The sequence below is a fragment of the Micromonospora yasonensis genome, from assembly GCF_026013475.1.
In the GTDB taxonomy this organism is placed as follows: Bacteria; Actinomycetota; Actinomycetes; order Mycobacteriales; family Micromonosporaceae; genus Micromonospora; species Micromonospora yasonensis.
This window is the reverse complement of record NZ_JAPDPH010000037.1, coordinates 1-20144: the sequence shown is the minus strand read 5'-3', so window position 1 is coordinate 20144 and position 20144 is coordinate 1. Positions and strand designations below refer to the sequence as shown.

The 20144-nt window shown below is 70.5% G+C and carries 18 protein-coding genes and 1 pseudogene; 13 read left to right on the top strand and 6 right to left on the bottom strand.

The features are described from left to right. Position 1 precedes the first annotated feature (1 nt). Complete coding sequence (locus ONA70_RS10900) at positions 2 to 1432, top strand: NADH-quinone oxidoreductase subunit N (RefSeq protein WP_265006255.1); 1431 nt, start codon at positions 2 to 4, stop codon at positions 1430 to 1432. A gap of 54 nt (positions 1433 to 1486) precedes the next feature. Here the strand turns inward: ONA70_RS10900 and ONA70_RS10895 are convergent, their stop codons facing one another. Next, positions 1487 to 2350, bottom strand: a complete 864-nt coding sequence (locus ONA70_RS10895; protein ID WP_265006254.1) for a hypothetical protein — start codon at positions 2348 to 2350, stop codon at positions 1487 to 1489. Positions 2351 to 2555: 205 nt separating this feature from the next. Next, positions 2556 to 2828 (bottom strand): annotated as a pseudogene (locus ONA70_RS36930) (beta-galactosidase); the annotation flags it as partial. Positions 2829 to 2946: 118 nt separating this feature from the next. Here ONA70_RS36930 and ONA70_RS10885 point away from each other — a divergent pair. From ONA70_RS10885 to ONA70_RS10865, 5 genes are read left to right on the top strand one after another with little or no spacing between them, the layout of a single operon-like run. Further along, positions 2947 to 3978, top strand: coding sequence for a LacI family DNA-binding transcriptional regulator (locus ONA70_RS10885; RefSeq protein ID WP_265006252.1), 1032 nt, complete (start codon positions 2947 to 2949; stop codon positions 3976 to 3978). Positions 3979 to 4021: 43 nt separating this feature from the next. Then, on the top strand, positions 4022 to 5284 hold the full coding sequence (locus tag ONA70_RS10880) for a sugar ABC transporter substrate-binding protein (RefSeq protein WP_265006251.1): 1263 nt from the start codon (positions 4022 to 4024) through the stop codon (positions 5282 to 5284). Between the two features lies 1 nt (position 5285). Next, positions 5286 to 6248, top strand: a complete 963-nt coding sequence (locus tag ONA70_RS10875; protein WP_265006250.1) for a carbohydrate ABC transporter permease — start codon at positions 5286 to 5288, stop codon at positions 6246 to 6248. Positions 6249 to 6250: 2 nt separating this feature from the next. Then, entirely contained in the window at positions 6251 to 7099 is an 849-nt protein-coding gene (locus ONA70_RS10870; RefSeq protein ID WP_265006249.1) for a carbohydrate ABC transporter permease, read from the top strand. Positions 7100 to 7127: 28 nt separating this feature from the next. Continuing rightward, positions 7128 to 8669 (top strand): glucoamylase family protein, encoded by a 1542-nt coding sequence (locus ONA70_RS10865; RefSeq protein WP_265006248.1) that lies wholly within the window; start codon positions 7128 to 7130, stop codon positions 8667 to 8669. A 66-nt stretch (positions 8670 to 8735) separates the two neighbouring features. Here the strand turns inward: ONA70_RS10865 and ONA70_RS10860 are convergent, their stop codons facing one another. Further along, positions 8736 to 10589: a GH39 family glycosyl hydrolase gene (locus tag ONA70_RS10860; RefSeq protein WP_265006247.1), complete on the bottom strand. Its 1854-nt coding sequence runs from the start codon at positions 10587 to 10589 to the stop codon at positions 8736 to 8738. Positions 10590 to 10982: 393 nt separating this feature from the next. Next, positions 10983 to 11750 carry a FadR/GntR family transcriptional regulator gene (locus tag ONA70_RS10855; protein ID WP_265006246.1) on the bottom strand — a complete coding sequence of 256 codons (768 nt, stop codon included), beginning with the start codon at positions 11748 to 11750 and terminating at the stop codon, positions 10983 to 10985. 391 nt (positions 11751 to 12141) lie between these two features. Here ONA70_RS10855 and ONA70_RS10850 point away from each other — a divergent pair, with 391 nt between their 5' ends. The 4 genes from ONA70_RS10850 to ONA70_RS10835 are packed head-to-tail and all read left to right on the top strand — an operon-like array spanning position 12142 to position 15645. Beyond that, positions 12142 to 13374, top strand: a complete 1233-nt coding sequence (locus tag ONA70_RS10850; RefSeq protein WP_265006245.1) for an aromatic ring-hydroxylating dioxygenase subunit alpha — start codon at positions 12142 to 12144, stop codon at positions 13372 to 13374. 2 nt (positions 13375 to 13376) lie between these two features. Beyond that, a complete protein-coding gene (locus ONA70_RS10845) occupies positions 13377 to 13889 on the top strand; it encodes a hypothetical protein (RefSeq protein WP_265006244.1) in 513 nt (170 codons plus the stop codon). Between the two features lie 14 nt (positions 13890 to 13903). Further along, positions 13904 to 14743, top strand: coding sequence for a 3-methyl-2-oxobutanoate hydroxymethyltransferase (locus ONA70_RS10840; RefSeq protein WP_265006243.1), 840 nt, complete (start codon positions 13904 to 13906; stop codon positions 14741 to 14743). Positions 14744 to 14796: 53 nt separating this feature from the next. Further along, positions 14797 to 15645: an alpha/beta fold hydrolase gene (locus ONA70_RS10835; protein ID WP_265006242.1), complete on the top strand. Its 849-nt coding sequence runs from the start codon at positions 14797 to 14799 to the stop codon at positions 15643 to 15645. Positions 15646 to 15682: 37 nt separating this feature from the next. On the opposite strand, the gene ONA70_RS10830 is transcribed toward ONA70_RS10835, so the two are convergent. Then, positions 15683 to 16135 (bottom strand): RpiB/LacA/LacB family sugar-phosphate isomerase, encoded by a 453-nt coding sequence (locus ONA70_RS10830; RefSeq protein WP_265006241.1) that lies wholly within the window; start codon positions 16133 to 16135, stop codon positions 15683 to 15685. 5 nt (positions 16136 to 16140) lie between these two features. Then, a complete protein-coding gene (locus ONA70_RS10825; RefSeq protein ID WP_265006240.1) occupies positions 16141 to 17058 on the bottom strand; it encodes a substrate-binding domain-containing protein in 918 nt (305 codons plus the stop codon). Between the two features lie 180 nt (positions 17059 to 17238). Here ONA70_RS10825 and ONA70_RS10820 point away from each other — a divergent pair, with 180 nt between their 5' ends. The 3 genes from ONA70_RS10820 to ONA70_RS10810 form a co-directional block, all read left to right on the top strand. Then, entirely contained in the window at positions 17239 to 18348 is a 1110-nt protein-coding gene (locus ONA70_RS10820) for a zinc-dependent alcohol dehydrogenase (protein ID WP_265006239.1), read from the top strand. 42 nt (positions 18349 to 18390) lie between these two features. Beyond that, entirely contained in the window at positions 18391 to 19080 is a 690-nt protein-coding gene (locus tag ONA70_RS10815) for a 4-carboxy-4-hydroxy-2-oxoadipate aldolase/oxaloacetate decarboxylase (protein ID WP_265006238.1), read from the top strand. 64 nt (positions 19081 to 19144) lie between these two features. Beyond that, positions 19145 to 20144, top strand: a 1000-nt coding sequence (locus ONA70_RS10810; protein ID WP_265006237.1) for an amidohydrolase family protein, incomplete at its 3' end; no start/stop codon positions are given.

Below are 20144 nucleotides of genomic sequence, written 5' to 3'. Positions count from 1 at the left end.
GGTGAGTACGGAGACGATGCGGCCGCTGCTGCTGCTTCCCGAGATACTGCTCGCCGGTGGGGCGCTCGCCGCCCTGATCGGCGGCTCCTTCGTCCCCCGCCAGCGGCAATGGCTCGTCCGGATCTTCACCGCCGTGGTACTCGTCGCCACGATCGTCGCGGCCGCTATCCAGATCCACAGCCCGGCGACAAGCGCCTTCGACGACTCGTTCGCCGTCGACACGGCCACCGGCATGGCCCGCATCCTCGCCGCGTCCGGCACCCTGCTCATCCTGGCGGTCGCCGCCGACGAGATCTCCGGCAGCGCGCGGGAGAGCGAGACGTACGCCCTGCTGCTGTTCTCCACCGCGGGCACCGTCCTGCTGGCGGGCGCGAACGACCTGCTCGCCCTCGCCGTCGGGTTCCTGCTCACCAGCATCCCGCTCTACGCGCTGATCGGCCTCGCGCACACCGCCGTGGGCGCCGAGGCCGCCATGAAGACGTACCTCATGGGGGCCCTGTTCGGCATCCTTCTGCTGCTCGGCGTGACCGTCCTGTCCGGACTCACCGCCACCACCGGCTACGCCGAACTCACCAACCGGCTCACCGGCTCGCCGCGGGCGGCGGTGACCGTCGCGGCGGTCGCCGTGATCACCGGACTGATGTTCAAAGCCGGCGGGGTGCCCGCCCACTTCTGGGTGCCCGACGCGGCCCAGGCAGCCACCGCCACGGCGGCGGCCTTCCTCACCACCGTTCCGAAGATCGGCGCACTGGTCGCGATCTACCGACTCGCCGTCGTACTTCCCCCGTCGTCGTCCTGGCCGGTGCTGGTGGCGGCGCTCGCGGTGGCCAGCATGACGCTGGGCAACCTCGCGGCCTTCTGGCAGGCCGACCCCCGGCGGCTGCTGGGCTGGTCGACCGTCAGCCAGGTCGGTTTCCTGCTGGTCCCCATCGCGGTGGCCGGCCGCAGCGGCCTCGCCCTGCCCTCGCTGCTCGTGTACCTCACGGGCTACACGGTGACGAACGTCGCGGCGTTCGCCGTCAGCGCCGCCCTGCCCAGGCGCCGGAACCTCGCCGACTGGCGGGGTGTGGCCGCCGGCCGGCCGTGGCTCGCCGCGGCCCTGCTGGTGGCGCTGCTCGGCCTCGTCAGTACCCCGCCGACTGCCATCTTCGTCGGCAAACTCACCACCGCGACGGCCGCCTGGGACGGCGGCTCCGCCTGGCTGGCCGTCGTCGTCTTCGTCAACACCGTGCTCAGCTTGTTCTACTACCTGCGCTGGATCGCCCCGGCCTACCGCAGCCGTGAGTCGACGCCAGAGGACCGGGAGCAGGCACGGTTGAACGACGAGCCACCGCGGCCGTGGTCGGCGCGTCTCGCCGTCGCGGCCGCCGCGCTCAGCCTGGCGCTGGGGGTCACCGCCGGTCTCCTGTGGGCTCTCGTGGCACGGCAGTAGGCGGCCCCGACGAGCGCTCGGTCTGGTGGGTGGCCCGTCATCCGCCTACGGCGGTCAGTCGATGGTGACCCGGATCGGTTCGCCATCCGGGGCCTGGACGGTCAGCGTGGTCCGGCCATCGGCCACGGTCACCTCACCCCGGTCGGCGCGTACCGGCCGGTCGGTGGCGAAGACGGCGACATCCTCGGTCGAGGTGAGCAGCAGCCCGGGGTCGGCCGCGTCGTGCCGGAGGCGGGGCCGCACCCCGAGCCGGTCCAGCGCCGCTCGCCAGAATTCCAGGTGACACGGGTAGTCGGTGGCGATCACCACGGCCCGGCCGGCGCCCACGGTCACCTCGGCGCCGCACGGCCGGCCGGAGCCGACCTCGGTGAGCAGCCGTTCACCGGACCCGGCGAGCAGTTGGGCGTATCCGACCCGGACCTCGGCGGGGCCGGCCGCCCAGTCGTGGCCCACCACCGACGGGAAGTAGTGGGGCCCGCCCTCCAGCCAGCCGTCCGGTCGCAGCCCGAGCGCGTCGGCCAGCAGGGTGCATGGCGTGCCGTCGTGGTCGCGGGTGGGCAGCGGTCCGTGCAGCAGCAGCCGGCCGCCGGCCCGCAGATGGTCGACCAGCCGCTGCTGGACGTCCGAACCGAGGGTGGGGGCGGTGGCCAGCACCAGCACCGGCGGCGCGTCGCCCGGCACCGGTGCGGCGCCGCCCGGGGCCTGCAGGTTCGCCGCGGGGAACGAGTAGCCGGCGAGCAGCAGGGCCCGCGCCAGCACGTCCCGCGCGCCCATGCCGCGGAACCGTTCCAGCTCGGCGATCTGCTCCGCCCTGCTGATGGACGCCGGGTGGTGGTACTCGGTCAGGTAGTGGTCGGGAACGAATCCGAGGGCGAAGCCGTCGTGTTCCTCGTCGCCGTCGGCGAGCAGGTCGGCCATCCCCCGTACGGCGTGCAGTGCCCGCCGTGCCGCGGCATACGTCGGGTTGAGCCGCCGCGGGCGCCAGGTAGTCGACGGTGCGGGTGCTGATCGGCGCGCCGTCCCAGGTGGTGGGGAGCAGGTGCGGGTGCTCGTCGTACACCCGGTAAGGGATGCCCTCGTTCTTCAGTTCAGCCATGACGAACCGGCCGGGGCGGACCACCGCCCGCAGCCCGCGCTGGTGCACGAGGTCGAGGAAGCCGGCCAGGTCGCGCTGCTCGTGGGTACGCCCGGTCAGGTCGACCGAGCCGTCCGGCAGTTCGTGCCACAGCCACGGTACGTAGGTGGCGACGGTGTCGCCGCCGCAGTCGCGGAGCCGGTCGAGCCGGTCCGCCCAGTCGGCCCGGTGGAGCCGGAAGGAGTGCACCTCGCCGGCGAGTAGCAGTTCGGGCCGGCCGTCGACGACGATCCGGCGATCCCGGAGTAGCACTTCTGTCATATGGGGCAGAGCTCCTCACAGGGGAGAATGTGGACTCGAGGCTTGTGAACTTCCTCTCGGCTGCCTATGGTCGCCTGAAACCGGTTACTGTCACCGCACGTTACGGATCGAGGGAGCGATGAGCAACAGCCGCATGACGGTTCGCGAGATCGCCAAGCTCGCCGGCGTCTCCGTGGCCACCGTCTCCCGGGTCTCCAACGGCACCGGTCAGGTCTCGGAGGAGATGCGCCGCCGGGTGCTGGAGGCGATCGAGAAGCACGGATACCGCCCCGACCACCTCGGCCGGGCCCTGGCCGCCGGCCGGCACGGCGCCCTCGGCCTGGTCTTCCCCGGCCTGTCCGGCCCCTACTTCACCGAGCTCATCCAGGGCTTCGAGTCCGAGGCGGTGCCGTCTCGGGCCAGCGTGCACATCCTGTGCACGCACCTGCGCTCCGACGCAGACGACCAGGTGTTGGAGATGGGCCGCCGGGTGGACGGCGTCGCCGTCATCGGCGGCACCATCTCCGACGAAGCGCTGCTCCGGCTCGCCACGATGGTCCCCGTGGTGGTGGTCGCCGGCGAGGGCCCCGGCGACATCCCCTCGGTACGCGCCGACAACGTCGGCAGCATGCGGGCGCTCACCCGACACCTGCTCGCCGACCACGACCTGCGCGACCTGGTCTTCGTCGGCAACCCGGCGGGCTCGCCCGACGTCAGCGAACGCTGGGCCGCCTTCCGGCGGGCGCACCACGACCTCGGCATCGAGCCGCCCGCCGAGCCGGTCGCGGTCCACATGCAACAGGCCGACGGGGTGCTCGCCGCCGACCAGTTGCTGTGCGGCGACAGACCCCGGCCCGCCGGGGTGGTCTGCGCCAACGACGAGATCGCTCTCGGCGTGCTGGTCGGCGCGCTCGGCCGGGGCCTGCGGGTGCCGCAGGACCTGGTCATCACCGGCTTCGACGACGTGCCGGCCGCCGCCCTCGTCACCCCCGCCCTGACCACCGTCCGGCAACCCGTACGCGAGCTCGCCGCCGAGGCGGCCCGGCTGATCCTGCGTGCCGCCGGCCAGCCCGGCAACACCCCCGCGGGCAGTCTCGTGCTGCCCACCGAACTCGTCCTGCGCGGCAGTTGCGGCTGCCCGGCGCCCCCGACCGGAGGTACCGGCAGGTGAACAGCTCACACCGTTAGAAACCACCAACCCCCGGAGGTACGACATGAGAAGTAGGCGGTTAGCCGCCGCGGTCGTCTTGGCCGCGTCGGTCGCGCTGACCGGTTGTGGCCGTGACTCGGGCGGCGGACAGGACGAGGCGAAGTCCGTCGGCGCAGGCAAGGCGAGCGGGGACATCACCGTCTGGGCGATGGGCACCGAAGGCGAGAAGCTCGCCGAGTTCGCGAAGGAGTTCTCCACCGAGAACCCCGACGCCAAGGTCTCCGTGACGGCGGTGCCCTGGGACGCGGCGCACCAGAAGATCGCGAGCGCCATCGCCGCGAAGCAGACGCCGGACGTGTCCATGATCGGTACCACCTGGCAGGGCGAGTTCGCCAAGTCCGGCGCGTTCGACCCGACCCCGCCGGATCTGATCAAGAAAGACGACTTCTTCCCCGGCGCCTGGGACACCACGATCGTCGACAACACCTCGTACGGCGTCCCGTGGTACGTCGAGACCCGGCTGATCTACTACCGCAAGGACCTGGCCGCCAAGGCCGGCTTCCCGGACGGCCCGAAGACGTGGGACGACCTCAAGGCCATGGCCAAGGGCATGAAGGACAAGGCCGGCGCCAAGTGGGGCCTCAACCTTCAGCCCGGCAAGACCGGCAGCTGGCAGTCGGTTCTGCCGTTCGCCTGGTCCAACGGCGCCGACGTGGCCAGCGCAACCAAGTTGAGCTTCGACACCCCGGAGATGACCGAGGCGCTCGGCTACTACCAGTCCTTCTTCAAGGAGGGACTGTCCCCGACCGCGCTGCCGGACGGAGCGCTCGAGCCCGGCTTCGTCAAGGGCGAGATCGGCGCGTTCATCTCCGGCCCCTGGCACATGGGCATCGTCGAGGAGCAGGGCGGCGCCGGCTTCAAGGACAAGTACGCGGTCGCCCAGATGCCGATGAAGAAGTCGTCGACCTCGTTCATCGGCGGCAGCAACCTCGCGGTCTTCAAGGACGCCAAGAACCGTGACGGCGCCTGGAAATTCGTGCAGTGGCTGGGCAAGCCCGAGGTACAGGTCAAGTGGTACCAGGCGGTCAAGGACCTGCCCGCTGTGCAGTCGGCCTGGAACGACTCGACGCTCTCCGGCGACACGTCCCTGACCGCGTTCGGCCAGCAGCTCAAGAGCGCCAAGGCGCCGCCGGCGATCACGACCTGGGAGCAGATCGCGGCCGCGTTCGACCTCGAGGTCGAGAAGTTGTGCAAGCAGAACGCGGACCCGGCCGCGACCGCCAAGGCGATCCAGGAGAAGGCGAGCGCCATCGGGACCGGGAGCTGACATGGCCGACGCCTCCGCGGCGACGGCACCGGCGCGACCGGCCGGGGCGACCAGCCCCGACCGGCCCGCCGGGTCGGTCCGGCGGCGTCAACGCCTGCGGCGGGCGCTGACCGGCTGGGCCTTCTCCGCGCCCTTCACCGTGTTGTTCCTCGTGTCCATGGCGCTGCCGGTGGTGGTCTCGCTGGTCATGAGCTTCACCGACCTGCGCTCCACCGACCTGCGCAACCCGCTGGCCGTCAACGTCGTCGGCATCGACAACTACACCCGCCTGTTCTCCGATCAGCTGTTCCTGCGGTCATCGGTCAACACGCTCGTGTTCGTCATCGCCGGGGTGCCGCTGACGATGGTGCTGGCCCTGGCCGCCGCGACGGCGCTCAACTCCGGGCTCGTACGCTTCCGCGCGCTGTTCCGGGTCGGTTTCTACCTGCCGGTCGTGGCCAGCATCGTGGCGCTCTCCGTGGTCTGGCGCTTCCTGCTCGACCCGGAGGTCGGGCTGGTCAACAACCTGCTGCGACTGGTCGGGATCGACGGGCCGAACTGGCTGTACGACGCCAGGCTCGCGCTGCCGTCGCTGATCGTCATGGCGGCGTGGCGCAACCTCGGCTTCCTGATGGTGATCTTCCTGGCCGGACTCCAGGCGGTGCCGGCCGACCTCTACGAGGCGGCGACGCTCGACGGCGCGACGCGGTGGCAGCAGTTCCGCAACGTGACCCTGCCGATGCTGCGGCCGACGCTGCTCTTCGGCGGGGTGATCACCGGCATCGGCTATCTCCAGTTCTTCGAGGAGCCGCTCGTCATGACGCAGGGCGGCCCGCTGTCCTCGACGCTGTCGGTCTCGTTCCACATCTACAACCAGTTCGGCTTCGGCAACTACGGCTACGCGGCCGCCGGTAGCTACGTGCTCTTCCTGGCGATCGTGGCGCTGTCGGTGGTGCAGTTCCGCCTGCTGGGGGAGAGGAACTGACGATGGCCACGAAGGACACCACCCTGCGTACCCGCGACCGGGTCGCCACGACCGTGCTCTACGTCGTCCTGCTTCTCGGGCTGCTCGCCGTGGCCGGACCGTTCGTCTGGATGGCGCTCTCATCGCTCAAGCCGGAGCGGGAGATCCGTGACGTGCCGCCGACCTGGTGGCCCGAGACGGTCACGCTCGACAACTTCCGTGGGCTGTTCTCCCGGCTCGACTTCCCGCTCTACTTCCTCAACTCGGCACTGGTCGCGACCCTGGTCATGGTCGGCAACCTGCTGTTCTGCTCGCTCGTCGGGTACGCGCTGGCCAAGCTGCGGTATCCCGGCAAGCGGGCGCTCTTCCTGGCCGTGCTCGGCATGCTCATGGTGCCCGGCATGGTGACCTTCGTCCCGCAGTTCGTGCTGGTCAGCAACATGGGCCTGACCAACACGTACGCGGGCCTGATCCTGCCGTTCCTCGTCGGACCGTTCGGCGTGTTCCTCATGCGGCAGTTTCTCCAGTCGATCCCCGACGAGCTCATCGAGGCGGCCCGGGTCGACGGCGCCGGCGAGTTCCGGATCTTCTGGCGGGTGGTGCTTCCGCTGTGCCGGCCGGCACTGGCCACCCTCGGGATCCTCACGTTCCTCGCGTCCTGGAACAACTTCCTGTGGCCTCTAGTGGTCGCCACCACGGAGGACAAGTACACGTTGCCGGTCGCCCTCGCGCTCTACAGCGTCGGCGAGAACGAACGCAACTACGGCCTGCTCCTCGCCGGCGCGGTCGTCGTCGTGCTCCCGGTGCTCATCGTGTTCCTGGTCCTCCAGCGGCACTTCCTGCGCGGCATCGCGACCACCGGAATCAAGTGATCCATCCCCCAACCAGACAAGGAGACCCATGCGACGCCTTCTCGCACCGCTCCTCGCGCTGGCGCTCGTGCTGACCGGCGGCTCGGCCGCCGCCGCGGCACCCGACGAGCGCGACCCCGACCGGGCTCTGCTCCGCTACGCCACGGACACGTGGCGGTCGATGACCGCCATGACCGACCCCGGCACCGGCCTGGTCGCCGACAACATCACCGGCGACCTCGCCGCCGACGGCCGCGCCACCTACACGTCCCCCACCAACATCGGCGGCTACCTGTGGTCCGCGGTGGTCGCCCGCGAGCTCAACATCATCTCGCCCGCCGAAGCCCGCGAACGGATCGCCAAGACCCTCGACACGCTCGCCCGGCTCAAGCACCACACCGCGTCGGGCATGTACTACAACTGGTACGACCCGCGGGACGGCTCGGTCGTCACGGTCTGGCCCGACAACGGCAGCACCGTCTACCCGTTCCTGTCTAGTGTGGACAACGGCTGGCTCGCGGCCGCCCTCAACGTGGTCAAGGGCGCCGTGCCGGAGCTGCGCGGCAAGGCCGACGAGATCCTGCGGAAGATGAACTTCGGCTTCTACTACAACCCGGCGGCGGCGACCCCGTTCGGGGCCAGCGGCCTCATCGCCGGCGGCTTCTGGGACGCGCCACCGCCGGGGTGCTCGCGGCAGCGCGACGGCGTCTGGTTCACCTGCAACCACTACGACATCACCGTCACCGAACCGCGCATCGCGACGTACCTCGGCATCGCGATGGGCCAGATCCCGCCGAAGGCCTACTACAACACGATGCGCACCCTGCCGGCCACCTGCGACTGGAGCTGGCACGAGATGCGGCCCGTCGGCTTCAACACCACCTACGAGGGCGTCCCGGTGTACGAGGGCGCGTACCGGTACCGCGGCATCCAGTTCGTACCCAGCTGGGGTGGGGACATGTTCGAGGCGCTGATGCCGGACCTGTTCGTGCCCGAAGCGCGGTGGGCCCCCAACAGCTGGGGCCGCAACCATCCCGCGACGGTCGCCGGCCAGATCGAGCACGGGATGAACGACGCCGGGTACGGTTACTGGGGCTTCTCCCCGGCCAGCGACCCGGCCGGCGGTTACATGGCCTGGGGCGTCGACGCGATGGGCATGGACACCGACGGCTACCCGTCCGACATGGAGCGCTCGAAGTATGACGCGGGGTTCGGCGACTGCCGCCCGGCCGGCCCGGACCCCGACTACGGCGACGGCGTGGTGACCCCGCACGCGGCGTTCCTCGCTCTCCCGTACGCCAAGGCAGCGGTCGTCGAAAACCTCGCCCGGCTCAAGGCCAACTTCGACTCGTACGGCCCCGGCGGCTTCTACGACGCGATCGCGGTCGGCAGCGGCACCGTGGCCAAGCGCTACCTCTCGCTCGACCAGGCCATGATCATGGGTGCGCTCGGCAACGAGCTCGCCGACGACCTCGTCCGCCGCGCGTTCGTCTCGCCGCAGTTCGAGAGCCGGATCCGTCCACTGATCGCGCAGGAGACGTTCAACGTGCCGGCCGACCAGAACCTTCCCCAGCTGCGTCCGGCCGCTTGACGGCGCGGTAACGCAGGGAGGTAGGGCCCTCGGCCAGGCGCCGTAGGGCCCTACTTCCGTGAGGGATCAGGCCCCGGGAATCTCGACCAGCACCGCGCCGGGCTGCGGCAGGTCCAGTTCGATCACCGCCGCCCCGGCGTCGGTGGAGGGCTGCACCTTCTCCGCCGGAAGTTGGTCGGCGGCGCGCAGCGTGGCCCACTGTTCGTCGGTCGGCCACTCGGCGACCCCCAGCCGGTCGGCGAGGGTGGTGATGTCACCGTGCTCCCGGTCCAGCCGGGAAACCAGGGCGGGCCGGCCGGCCGCGCCGTCGATGACCAACCGGATCCGCCGGGCCAGCGCCGGGTCTCCGTCCCGCTTGTCCTGGTCGAGGGTGGCCACCCAGACCAGGACCGCCAGGCTGCCGTCGGTGCGCCGGCTGGCCCAGGTCTGCACCAGGCCGTCGGCACCGTCGCCGGCGGCCCGTACCGGCAGTTCGGTCTCGCCGAGCTGGGCGAGCATCCGCAGGGCGTGGTAGCGCGGCTTGGCGATGCCGCCGACGGTGAGCAGGCCGAACCCGCCGTGCAGCAGCCTCGGCGGCCGGCCGAGTTCCTCGAAGTGGTCGCTGGCCACCCAGTAGGACAGCGCGTCGACCCTGCCGGCGGCCGACCGCATGCCGGTGAGCAGGAAGGTGGCGGCCGAGGTGCCGTCGCTGACCGGGTGGAAGTGGGTGGGGGTGACGCCCCACTCGGTCCACAGGATCCGCGCGTCGGGGAAGCCGAGGCGGGCCAGGGTGGGCCGCAGGTCCAGCGGCGGGCTGCCGTACGTGTGGGTGGAGACGAAGTCCACCGGCGCCCCGGACCGGGCGGCATGCTCCAGCAGCGCGTCCACCCAGCCGGCGGCGGCCGACGAGGGTCCACCCACCGGAATCCGCGGGTCGACGTCCTTGACCGCGCGGGCGGTCACGTCGTACAGCCGCATCCATTCTTCGCGGCTGCCGCTCCAGAAGACCTCCAGGTTGGCCTCGTTCCACACCTCGAAGTCCCAACCGAGCACCTGCTCGCCGTAGCGGTCCAGCAGGTGGGCCACCAGCGCCCGGACCAGCCCGGACCACCGGTCCCAGTCGCGCGGCGGGGAAATGATGCCGCGGTAGGTGAAGACGGTGCGGTCCGGATCGCTGGCCAGGTCGCGGGGCATGAACCCGATCTCCACCACCGGCGTCATGCCGATGCCCAGGAGCAGGTCGTAGATCTGGTCCACCCGGCTGAAGTCGTACACCGGCTCGCCGTCGACCTCCCGGTAGACGCCGAGGTCGTCGTGCAGGATCGAGTGCGCCCGCACGGTGGTCACGCCGATCTCCTCGCGTACCCGGCGGAGCGCGGCCAGCAGTTCGGCGCCGATCTCCCGGCCGCCGGAGCGGTCCCGGCAGAGCAGCTGAGACAGCCGCTCGCTGCCGATCATCGGCTGCCAGGGCCGGTGCAGGGGGGAGCCCGTGGCGTCCGCGTCGAGGTGCAGCGTGACGGTGGGTGGTGCACCGGCGGCCGGCAGGGCGGCCGCCGGGACCGGTTCGCTCAGCGCGCCGGTCACGGTCACCTCGGGTACGGCGGCCACCGCGTACGCGTACCGCTCGCCCGGGGTGCCGGTGGTGTCGACGTACCACGTGTCAGGCACGGAGAGCACGTCTCCGCCGAGGTGGTCCACCGGGGTGAACGGCCCGGACACCCGGTCGCCGTCCAGCGTCGCGCGATGCACCAGGTAGCCGACCGCGCCGTTGACGGGCTGCCAGGAGAGGTGGACGTGTCCGTGGCCGGGGGTGGCGGTGAGCCCGGCCGGCGGTGGCAGGTCGGGTAGCGCGCGCGTGCGGCCTTCGTCGCTGCGGCGGGCGATGCGGGCTTCCCAATCGGTCCGGGCGTAGGACGGCTCGGGTTCGTGGGCGTTCGTCACCGGGCACCTCCTGGCGGTCGTGGTTGATCCGGTCCGAGCACTGTAACCGGTTACCGTCCGTCGCCGCGATCCGGCTTCCGGCGGCAGCCTCGCAGGCGATCTTCGTCGAGACGGCACGAGGGCGCACCCGGGAGTGCGCCCTCGTGTCGAGCCCGATCTTGTTTCCACGCCCCACCCGACCTGGCGCTACCGATGCTTCGGTGCCGCAGCCTCAAGGTCGGGACGGCGGCACGGGCCATCAGCCTCATCGCGTCCTGGACCAACCCCATCGCGGCAAGCCGAACCCGCTCGCGCGCCCTCGGCTGCGAGAGCTGATCCCGGCCGGGATGCCCCGGGTCGGTGAGTGCAGGGCGCCCAGCCGGGCGGAGCGGACCGTGCCCGGCCGACCGGTGGTCAGGCCTGCTGGGGGGCTTCGTCGGGCTCCTGGCGAACCCGGTCGGCGGTGCGTTGCAGGTGCTCGCGCATGATCGATCGGGCCCGGTCGACATCACGGGCGGCGATCGCGTCGATGAAGGCGCCGTGCTCCTCGGAGCCGCGGTATCCCATGAGCGGTGCCACGACCTGCGCTTCGAGTAGCGACATGAGTAGCGGGCCGTGGAAGGACTGCACGAGCATCTCGATCGCGGGGTTGTGGGTGCACGCGGCTACTCGCACATGGAAGTCGGCTGACATCGACATGACGTACTCGCCGCGGTCGAGCGCCGACTGGTGGGTGCGCACCATGTCCCGCAGCGCCACGATGTCGTCATTGGTGGCCCGTTCGATCACGAGCGGGACGATGCCGAGTTCGAAGACCTGTCGTGCTTCGGTGACCTCTGCTGCGGTGAGTGGGGAGAGGTTGAGCAGGTCCGCGAGGCCCTCGCCGATCTGCTGCGATGTGGGGGACGTGACGAAGGCGCCGCCACGCGCGCCGACGCGGATGTCGATGAGGCCGCCGGCCTCGAGGACGCGCAGTGCCTCTCGGACGGTGACCCGGCTGACTCCGAAGCGCTCGCACAGTTCGCGTTCGCTGGGCAGCCGGTCGCCGGGCTTGAGCCGTCCCTGGCGTAGCAGCAGCTTGACCTGTTCGACGATGGCTTGCGAGACGCGGTTGAGCGACACGGCTTTGAACATGTCGGCGTCGCTGCCGGTGCCAGCAGGTTCGGTCCTCGCAGATGCCATGACGTTTGTTCCTCGCAGTCGATGCTCGTCCACTTTGCGAATGTCCGGGGCCTGAAGGAAATAATGTCATACCACTAGACCGCGTGGCCCGAACCGGGAGCCGGTTGGGTCGTGATCTGCCGCACCGGTCGTTGTCGGCGAACCGGCCGAACCGGCCGAACCGGCCGAACCGGGACAGCCTCGCCTACTTGCATTGACGGCCTCTCGCGCGCCCCGGGGGACCGCCGGCGGCGATCGAGGATCAGTTGCCCGTTGCGATCGACTGGCATAATGGTATGATGGTTAGCACTTCAGGGAGCTGTCGTGGCGAGGGCCAGGAGTCGGGAGGAACGCGAGGATGCTCAGACGAGAGCTCAACGAGCTTTTGACGCAGACTGGTCCTGGGACGCCGATGGGTGAGCTGTTCCGGCAGTACTGGATCCCCGCCCTGCTCGCCGAGGAGTTGCCGGAGAACGACTGCCCGCCGGTGCGAGTCAAGCTTCTCTCCGAACGCCTGATCGCCTTCCGGGACAGCGAGGGCCGGTACGGGCTGATCGACGAGTTCTGTGCCCACCGGGGTGCGTCGCTGTGGTTCGGCCGCAACGAGGAAGGCGGCCTGCGCTGCAGCTACCACGGCTGGAAGTACGACGTGACCGGCCAGTGCGTGGAGGTGCCCTCCGAGCCGGACAACGGCACCTTCTGCGCCACCGTCAAGCTCACCTCGTATCCGCTCGTCAAAGTCGGCGACATTCTGTGGGCCTACCTGGGCGACCCTGCGAAGCGCCCGGGGCTGCCCGAGTTCGAGTTCGTCCATGTGCCGTCGGAGCAGACCTACACCTCCAAGCGCTGGCAGGAGAGCAACTGGCTGCAGGCGCTGGAGGGCGGCATCGACTCGAGCCACGTCACGTGGCTGCACTCTGGCGCTCTCAAGACCGACCCGCTGTTCAAGGGCGCCAAGGGCAACCAGTACAACATCGGCGACCTGAAGCCGTTCTTCGAGGTCGCCGAGGCCGACGGCGGCCTGTTCGTCGGTGCCCGACGCAACGCCGAGGACGGCAAGTACTACTGGCGCATCACCCCGTGGATCATGCCGAGCTTCACGATGGTCCCCCCGCGGGGTGACCATCCGGTGCACGGCCACTTCTGGGTCCCGATCGATGACGAGAACTGCTGGGTCTACACCTTCGACTACCACCCGGTCCGGGCGTTGACCCCGGCCGAGCTGCAGGCCATGAAGGCTGGCTTCGGGGTGCACAGCGAGAACATCCCGGGCACCTACCGGCCGGTGCAGAACAAGGACAACGACTACCTCATGGACCGCGAGGCGCAGAAGCGCGGGGAGCACTACTCGGGGGTCAGGGGCATCGCGATCCAGGACGCCTCCCTGCAGGAGAGCATGGGGCCCATCGTCGACCGGACCAAGGAGCGGCTCGTCCCCGCGGACAGCGGCATCATCAAGGCCCGCCAGAAGCTGCGGAAGGCCGCCATCGCACTCCGCGACGAAGGTGTGACCCCGCCCGGGGTGGACCCCGCCCATCACCGGGTGCGCTCGGCCGCGATCGTGCTGCCCCGGGCCGAGTCCTTCCTTGAGTCGTGCGGCGATGCCGTGACCGTGATCCCTGGTACCCCGCAGACGTCGGTGTGACCATGAACCGCCCGATTCTGCTCAACAGCTGCGCCCGGGCCGCCACGTCCGCCGAGGCCCGCTTCCGGATCAACGTCCCGATCGCGCCCTCCCGGGGAACCCGCGTCGTGGCCTTGGACGCCGGGGCGGAGCGGGTCGTACGCCGGGTCGCCGAGCAGCCATGGGCGACTGCCCGCTTCTTCGTGTGCAAGTCCCCGACACTGCTGGCGCAGAGCAACGGCGAGGTGGCGGACGTGGGCCTGCTGTCGACCCATGGATTTGAGTCCCGGCTGAGCCTGGAACTCGCCGGTGCCGATGTCGCCATGATGGTGGCCAGCACCGACGACGGTGCCTACGCGGCGCGTGCGATCGGCGACGCGTGCACCCTGCGCGGGACCATGACGGCCGGCGTGGTGCTGGCCGGCGGGCGCGACGCCGGCGAGACGGTCTCGGCGCTGCGGCCCCACGCCCGGGTCCTCCTCGTGACGTACGACGAGCAGGACGTCTCAGAGCTGCTCACCGCATTGCGGGCCTAGGTCGAGGAGTGAGGGTGGGAACAGACGAGCAGGTCACTCTGCCCGCGCTGCAGGCGATGAAGCGCGGCGGGCGGAAGATCGTCGGTGTGGTGGTCTGGGACTATCAGATGGCCCGGATCGTCGACCGGGTGGGCGTGGACATCGTGTCGGTCGGCGACACCGTCGGCGTCAATCTCTGGGGCCAGTCGAACCCCCTCGAGGTGACGATGGACCAGATGATCGTCGTCGCGCAGGCGGTCCGTAGAGGGGTGCGGCGGGCGTTGCTCAGCTGCGACTTCCCGTTCGGTCCCTTGCAGGAGGGGCCCGACAGCGCGGTGCGGGCGGCGATCAGGCTCGTCAAGGAGGCCGGCGTCGACCTCGTCAAGCTGGACGGGGCGTCCGAGCACCTCGACGCGGTCACGGCCGTCAACCGGGCCGGCATTCCGGTTTTCGCCCAGTTCGGGATCACCCCGCAGACGGCACTGCGGTACGGCGTGCCGTACACCGTGGATCCGGGCTCCGCGGCCGAGGTGCCGGCGGAGATGATGGACGAGCTGGTCGCCGAGGCGAAGCGGTTGGAGGCGGCGGGGGCCGCGCTGCTCAACTTCACCAACTCCGGGCCGGTCGTCGGCGCGGCGGTCGCCCGCGCGGTGTCGATCCCGGTCGTCGGCGGGTTCGGTGGTGGACCGTGGCTCGACGGGCGGATGCGCATGGCGACCGCGGCCATCGGCTATGCCGCCTCGGCGCTGGACAAGCCCACGGAAACGTACGCCAACGTGGCGCGGATCAGCTACGACGCGATCGCGGCCTACGCCGAGGACGTGCGCGGCGGACGGCAGATCAAGGGCGGCACCCGGAGCGCGCCACCGAGTTGATCGGTGGCGGTCCCTCGTCGCACAGGTTCATCGGACAGGAACGGAGGGGCGTCGTGCCCACCGCCATCATCGACGGGATCGCCACCCACTACGAGGTGGCCGGCTCGGGACCGCCGCTGCTCATGTTCTCCCCGGGCGGTTTCAACGCGACGCTGGGCAACTGGCGGACGCAGGGCGTCTACCGCCGCCTCAACCTCCTCGACCACCTGACCAGGAGCTACACCTGCATCACGTTCGATCGGCGGGAGTCCGGGTTGTCGGGCGGCCGGGTCGAACGCATCGGCTGGGGTGACTACGCCGCGCAGGGCAAGGGCCTGCTCGACCAGCTGGGCATCGAGCGGGCACACCTGATGGGCGGCTGTGTCGGCTGCTCCATCGTCACCACGTTCGCGGTCGCGCATCCCGACACCGTCGCCGGCATGGTGCTCTACTCACCGGCGGGCGGGGTCCGGTACCGGATGACCCAGCACGCCCGGTTGGGCCAGCATCTGGCCTATGTGGCCGAGCACGGCCTGGCGGGGGTCGTCGCCCTGGCCGGCGCCGGCGACGCACCGTTCACCAAGGATCCCCGGGTGGGACCGTGGGCCACGGTGATCCGGCGCGACCCCGCCTTCGCGCACGCGTACGCGCAGGGGGACCCCGACCGGTACGGCGTCCTGGTGACCGGCATGGCCCGGCTGCTGTTCGACCGGGACACCGTGCCCGGGCCGGAGCCGGAGGACCTCCTGCGGCTGGACATCCCCGCCCTGGTCGTACCCGGTCAGGACGCCTCCCACGCGACATCGGCCGCGCGCTACCTCGAGGAGTGCCTGCCGCGCGCGACGTACTGGGACGTTCCGGTCAGTGAGCAGACCGAGGAGAGCGCGCCGGCGAGGGTGCTGGAGTTCCTCGACGCGGTGTAGGCCGGGCACGGACGCCGCAGGGACTTCGCACCGTCCGTCAGGCGAGCGACTCGCCCCGCTCCAGCGCCGCGATCTGGTCGAGGCGCAGCTGGTGTCGCCCGCCCTTGAACGCGGTGGCGAGCCACCTCTCGGTGATCGCCACCGCCTCCTCCGACGTGGTCACCCTGGCGCCCAGGACGAGGACATTCGTGTTGTTGTGGCCGCTGGAGATCTCCGCGAGGTATGCCGACGTGCACAGACCGGCGCGGATTCCGTGGATCTTGTTGCAGGCGATGGCCTCGCCGCCACCGGTGCCGCCGATCACGATGCCTCGATCGGCGCGACCTGTCAGGATCTGCCGGCCGAGGTCGGCGCAGAGCGGTGGGTAGTCCACCACCTCGCTGTCGTGGGCGCCGCGGTCGTCGACCTGGTGCCCCTCGGTGGTCAGCCACCCGATGAGGTGCGCCTTCAGTTGGCGCCCGTGGTGGTCGGCGGCGATCGCGATCCGCATCGCCGTCAGGCGATCAGGTCGTGGGTGCTCGCGGGGAACAGGTCCGCCACGGCGGGCGGCCGGTCGAGAATGCGCTGGCGCACCGCGTGGGAGATGAGCAGTTCGATCATCTCCCGGTTCGGTTCGATGCCGTACGGCAGCGGGTCCTCGCCGGTGATGTCCATGACGCGTCGGTACATCAGGTCGGTGGCTGTGGGCGCCTCGATCGCGTCGGCGCGCAGGTCCTCGACGTACTGTCGCTTGGCGGCGGCGAACGCGTCGAACAGCGCGGTGGCGAGCCCCGGGTGGGCCTGGAGCAGCTCGTCCTTGACGACCACCAGGTGGTTGATGGGGTAGAGCCCACGGTCACGTAGGGCCGCGTAGGCTGCCTCGTCGGCGTCCGGGATCAGCGGGACGACGTCGGTTGCCTCGACGCCGATCGCGGCAGCCACCTCGCCGGTGCCCAGCATCGCCGCGAGGCTCGCCCCCGCTGGCATCGGGACGACGTTCGCCGGGGGTTGGTACTCGGCCACGTGCTCGTCGCCGGAGAGCACCCAGGTCACCCGGTCCAGGTCGACGCCGTACTCGTCCTGGAGGATCCCCCGGGCCCAGACGCCCGTGGTGACGGTGTAGCCCCGGTTGACCCCCACACTGCGGCCCTCGAGATCGGTGGGGGTCCGCAGGCCGGCGGTGGTGCTCTGCACGACGGCGCCGTGGTGGAACCCGCGGACCAGGAAGATCGGCAGAGCCGTGAAGGGCTTGCCGTGCGCCTTGGCGCAGAGGTAGGTGGTGAAGGCCATCTCGCAGACGTCGAACTCCAGTTCCCGCACCATCCGGCGGAACGCGTGGACGAGGACGGGAACCTCCCGGAAGTCGAGGCGGAAGCCCTCGGGAGCGACGCGGCCGTCCTTGAGGGCCTGGTTGTTCCCCTGGGTCCTGGTCACGGTCGTGAGCTGCACCTGCGTCATCGGTCTCGCTCAGCTCCCCTCGCTGTCGTCCGGGTCCGCCGGGATGCGTCACCACGCCCCGGGCTCTGTACCGGCCGACCGTAACATGATAAGTGTTAGACCATAAGACCAAGGCGGCGCCGGGCATCCCTGCCGGCGAGCGAGGGAGGACGGCCCATGGGTGAGCAGGTTCTGGCGGCGGTGCGCACCGGACCAGGCCGCACCGAGTTCCGCGAGTACCCGATGCCGGACGTTCCGGAGGACGGTGCCCTGCTCAAGGTCGAGGTGGCCGGCATCTGCGGCACCGACGTCAAGATGTACGCCAAACCGGTCCTGCAGGCCCCGGTCATCATGGGGCACGAGAACGTCGGGGTCATCGCCAAGGCGGGACGCGTGTTCCGCGAGCGGCAGGGCGTGGCCGAGGGGGACCGGGTCTTCCTCGAGCACTATGTCCCGTGCCGGCGGTGCGCGTGGTGCCACCTCGGGGAGTACCGCCACTGTGAGGCCACCGACTGGCGGACCAACCCGGACGCACGCCGCTACGGCTACACCTCCGCCGAGAACCCGTACCACCTGTGGGGCGGGTTCTCGGGCTACCTGTACCTGCCCTGGAACGCCGTCCTGCACAAGGTGCCGGACGGGGTGTCGGCGGAGCTGGCCGGGATCGTGACACCGCTGTCCAACGGCATCGAGTGGGCGCTGTTCGACGCGGGTGTCGGCTACGACTCCACGGTGCTGATCCAGGGGCCGGGCCAGCAGGGGCTGTCCCAGACGGTCGCCTGCAAGCAGGCCGGCGCCTCGCTCATCATCGTCACCGGCACCACCCGGGACGCGGCGCGGCTCGAGCTGGCGAAGGCGCTCGGCGCCGACCACGTCATCGACGTCCAGACCGAGGACCCGCTCGAGCGCGTCATGCAGCTCACCGGCGGCAAGGGCGTCGACGTCGTACTCGACTGCACCGCCGGCGCGGGTGTGGCACCCGTCCTGCTCGGCATCGACGCGCTCAAGCGGAGGGCCGGCACCCTGCTGATCCAGGGGGAGATGGCGGCGTTCCCCGACTTCCCGGTGAAGAAGGTGACCGAGAAGGCCATCACCATCAAGAGCGCCCGCGGCCACAGCTACCGTGCCTGCGAACTCGCGCTCGCGCAGCTGGCCGCCGGCCGCTTCCCGCTCGAGCGGCTGACCACGCACACGTACGGGCTGTCCGAGGTGGACCGCGCCATCCGGGCGGTCGGCGGCGAGGGCGAGGACGGCGTCATCCACGTGTCCCTGCTGCCGTGGCAGTGACGGGGCCGGCAATCCACCTGAGGATCGTGCGAAGGGAGCGAGATGAGCGTCGTCGTACGGAACATCCGGCGCGCTGACCGGTCCACCGCCGACGCCTTCGCGGCGTTCGGCGTGGCGACCATCCACGAGGCGCAGGGCCGTACGGGCCTGCTGGAGCCGCGGCTGCGACCGATCTACCCGGGTGCGCACGTCAGCGGGACCGCGGTGACCGTGAGCGTCCCACCCGGCGACAACTGGATGATTCATGTGGCCGTCGAGCAGTGCCGGGACGGCGACATCCTCGTCGTGGCGCCCACGTCGTTCTCCGACGCGGGTTACTTCGGTGAGCTGCTCGCCGTCGCGGTGCAGGCACGCGGCGTGCGGGGTCTGGTCATCGACGCCGGGTGCCGGGACGTGGCGGAGCTGACGCGGATGGGTTTCCCGGTCTGGTCGAGCTGCGTGTCGGCGACCGGAACGGTCAAGGAGACCCTCGGCAGCGTCAACGTCCCGCTCGTCTGTGCCGGCCAGCTGGTGCGGCCGGGCGACGTGGTCGTCGCCGACGATGACGGCGTGGTCGTGGTGCCCCGCGCCGCCGCGGGCCGGGTGCTGGCCGCGTCGAGGGCGCGGGAGGAGAAGGAGGCGGTCTCCCGCGCGCGCTACCGGGCCGGGGAGCTCAGTCTCGACGTGCACGGCATGCGGGAGCGATTGGCCCGCAAGGGGCTGACCTACATCGACCAGGAAGCGGACGACTGAGCCAGCGGCTCCGGGCAGCCGGAGTCGACCGGACCATCTGCGCGCGGAGACGAGGGCGACACACGTGATCATCGACTGCCACGGCCACTACACCACGGCGCCCGGGGCGCTGCAGGCGTTCCGCGACGCCCAGCTCGCCCGGCTGGCCGATCCGGACCGGCCCGAGCCGTCGCTTGCCGACATCAGCGACGACGCGATCCGGGAGAGCATCGAGGGCACCCAGTTGAAGCTGTTGCGCGAGCGCGGCGGCGACGTGATGATCTTTTCTCCCAAGGCGTCGGGCATGGAGCACCACGTACCCGATCCGAGCGTGGCGCGGGCCTGGGCGCGGGTGTCGAACGACCTGGTCCACCGGGTGGTCGAGTTGTTTCCGCGACACTTCGTGGGCGCCTGCCAGCTGCCGCAGACGCCGGAGGGTGGGCTGGACGACTCGATCATCGAGCTTCGGCGGTGCGTGGCGGAGCTGGGGTTCGTCGGCTGCAACCTGAACCCGGATCCGTCCGGCGGGCACTGGACGTCCAAACCGTTGACCGACGAGTACTGGTTTCCCCTCTACGAGGCGATGGTGGAGCTGGACGTTCCCGCCATGATTCACGTCTCCACGTCGTGCAACCCCAACTTCCACGCCCTCGGCGCGCACTACCTGAACGCCGACACCACGGCGTTCATGCAGCTGCTGCAGGGAGACCTGTTCCGTGAGTTCCCGACCCTGCGGTTCGTGATTCCGCACGGTGGCGGCGCGGTGCCCTACCACTGGGGTCGCTACCGCGGGCTCGCCGACCGGCTCGGCCGTCCGCCGTTGAGCGAGCACGTCATGAACAACGTCTTCTTCGACACGTGCGTCTATCACCAGGCGGGGATCGATCTCCTGCACCGCGTCATCGATGTCGACAACATCCTGTTCGCCTCGGAGATGTACGGCGCCGTCCGTGGAGTCGACCCGGAGACCGGGCACCACTGGGACGACACGTTGCGGTACATCGATAATCTTGGCCTGCCGGATGACGCCCGGGCGAAGGTGCTGGAGCTGAATGCGCGGCGGGTGTATCCGCGCCTGGGCGCGC

Bases quoted from the DNA above. Each gene is read 5' to 3' on its own strand.
- ONA70_RS10895 (WP_265006254.1), bottom strand. From the start codon at position 2,350: ATGGCCGACCTGCTCGCCGACGGCGACGAGGAACACGACGGCTTCGCC.
- ONA70_RS10885 (WP_265006252.1), top strand. From the start codon at position 2,947: ATGAGCAACAGCCGCATGACGGTTCGCGAGATCGCCAAGCTCGCCGGC.
- ONA70_RS10880 (WP_265006251.1), top strand. From the start codon at position 4,022: ATGAGAAGTAGGCGGTTAGCCGCCGCGGTCGTCTTGGCCGCGTCGGTC.
- ONA70_RS10875 (WP_265006250.1), top strand. From the start codon at position 5,286: ATGGCCGACGCCTCCGCGGCGACGGCACCGGCGCGACCGGCCGGGGCG.
- ONA70_RS10870 (WP_265006249.1), top strand. From the start codon at position 6,251: ATGGCCACGAAGGACACCACCCTGCGTACCCGCGACCGGGTCGCCACG.
- ONA70_RS10865 (WP_265006248.1), top strand. From the start codon at position 7,128: ATGCGACGCCTTCTCGCACCGCTCCTCGCGCTGGCGCTCGTGCTGACC.
- ONA70_RS10855 (WP_265006246.1), bottom strand. From the start codon at position 11,750: ATGGCATCTGCGAGGACCGAACCTGCTGGCACCGGCAGCGACGCCGAC.
- ONA70_RS10850 (WP_265006245.1), top strand. From the start codon at position 12,142: ATGGGTGAGCTGTTCCGGCAGTACTGGATCCCCGCCCTGCTCGCCGAG.
- ONA70_RS10845 (WP_265006244.1), top strand. From the start codon at position 13,377: ATGAACCGCCCGATTCTGCTCAACAGCTGCGCCCGGGCCGCCACGTCC.
- ONA70_RS10830 (WP_265006241.1), bottom strand. From the start codon at position 16,135: ATGCGGATCGCGATCGCCGCCGACCACCACGGGCGCCAACTGAAGGCG.
- ONA70_RS10820 (WP_265006239.1), top strand. From the start codon at position 17,239: ATGGGTGAGCAGGTTCTGGCGGCGGTGCGCACCGGACCAGGCCGCACC.
- ONA70_RS10815 (WP_265006238.1), top strand. From the start codon at position 18,391: ATGAGCGTCGTCGTACGGAACATCCGGCGCGCTGACCGGTCCACCGCC.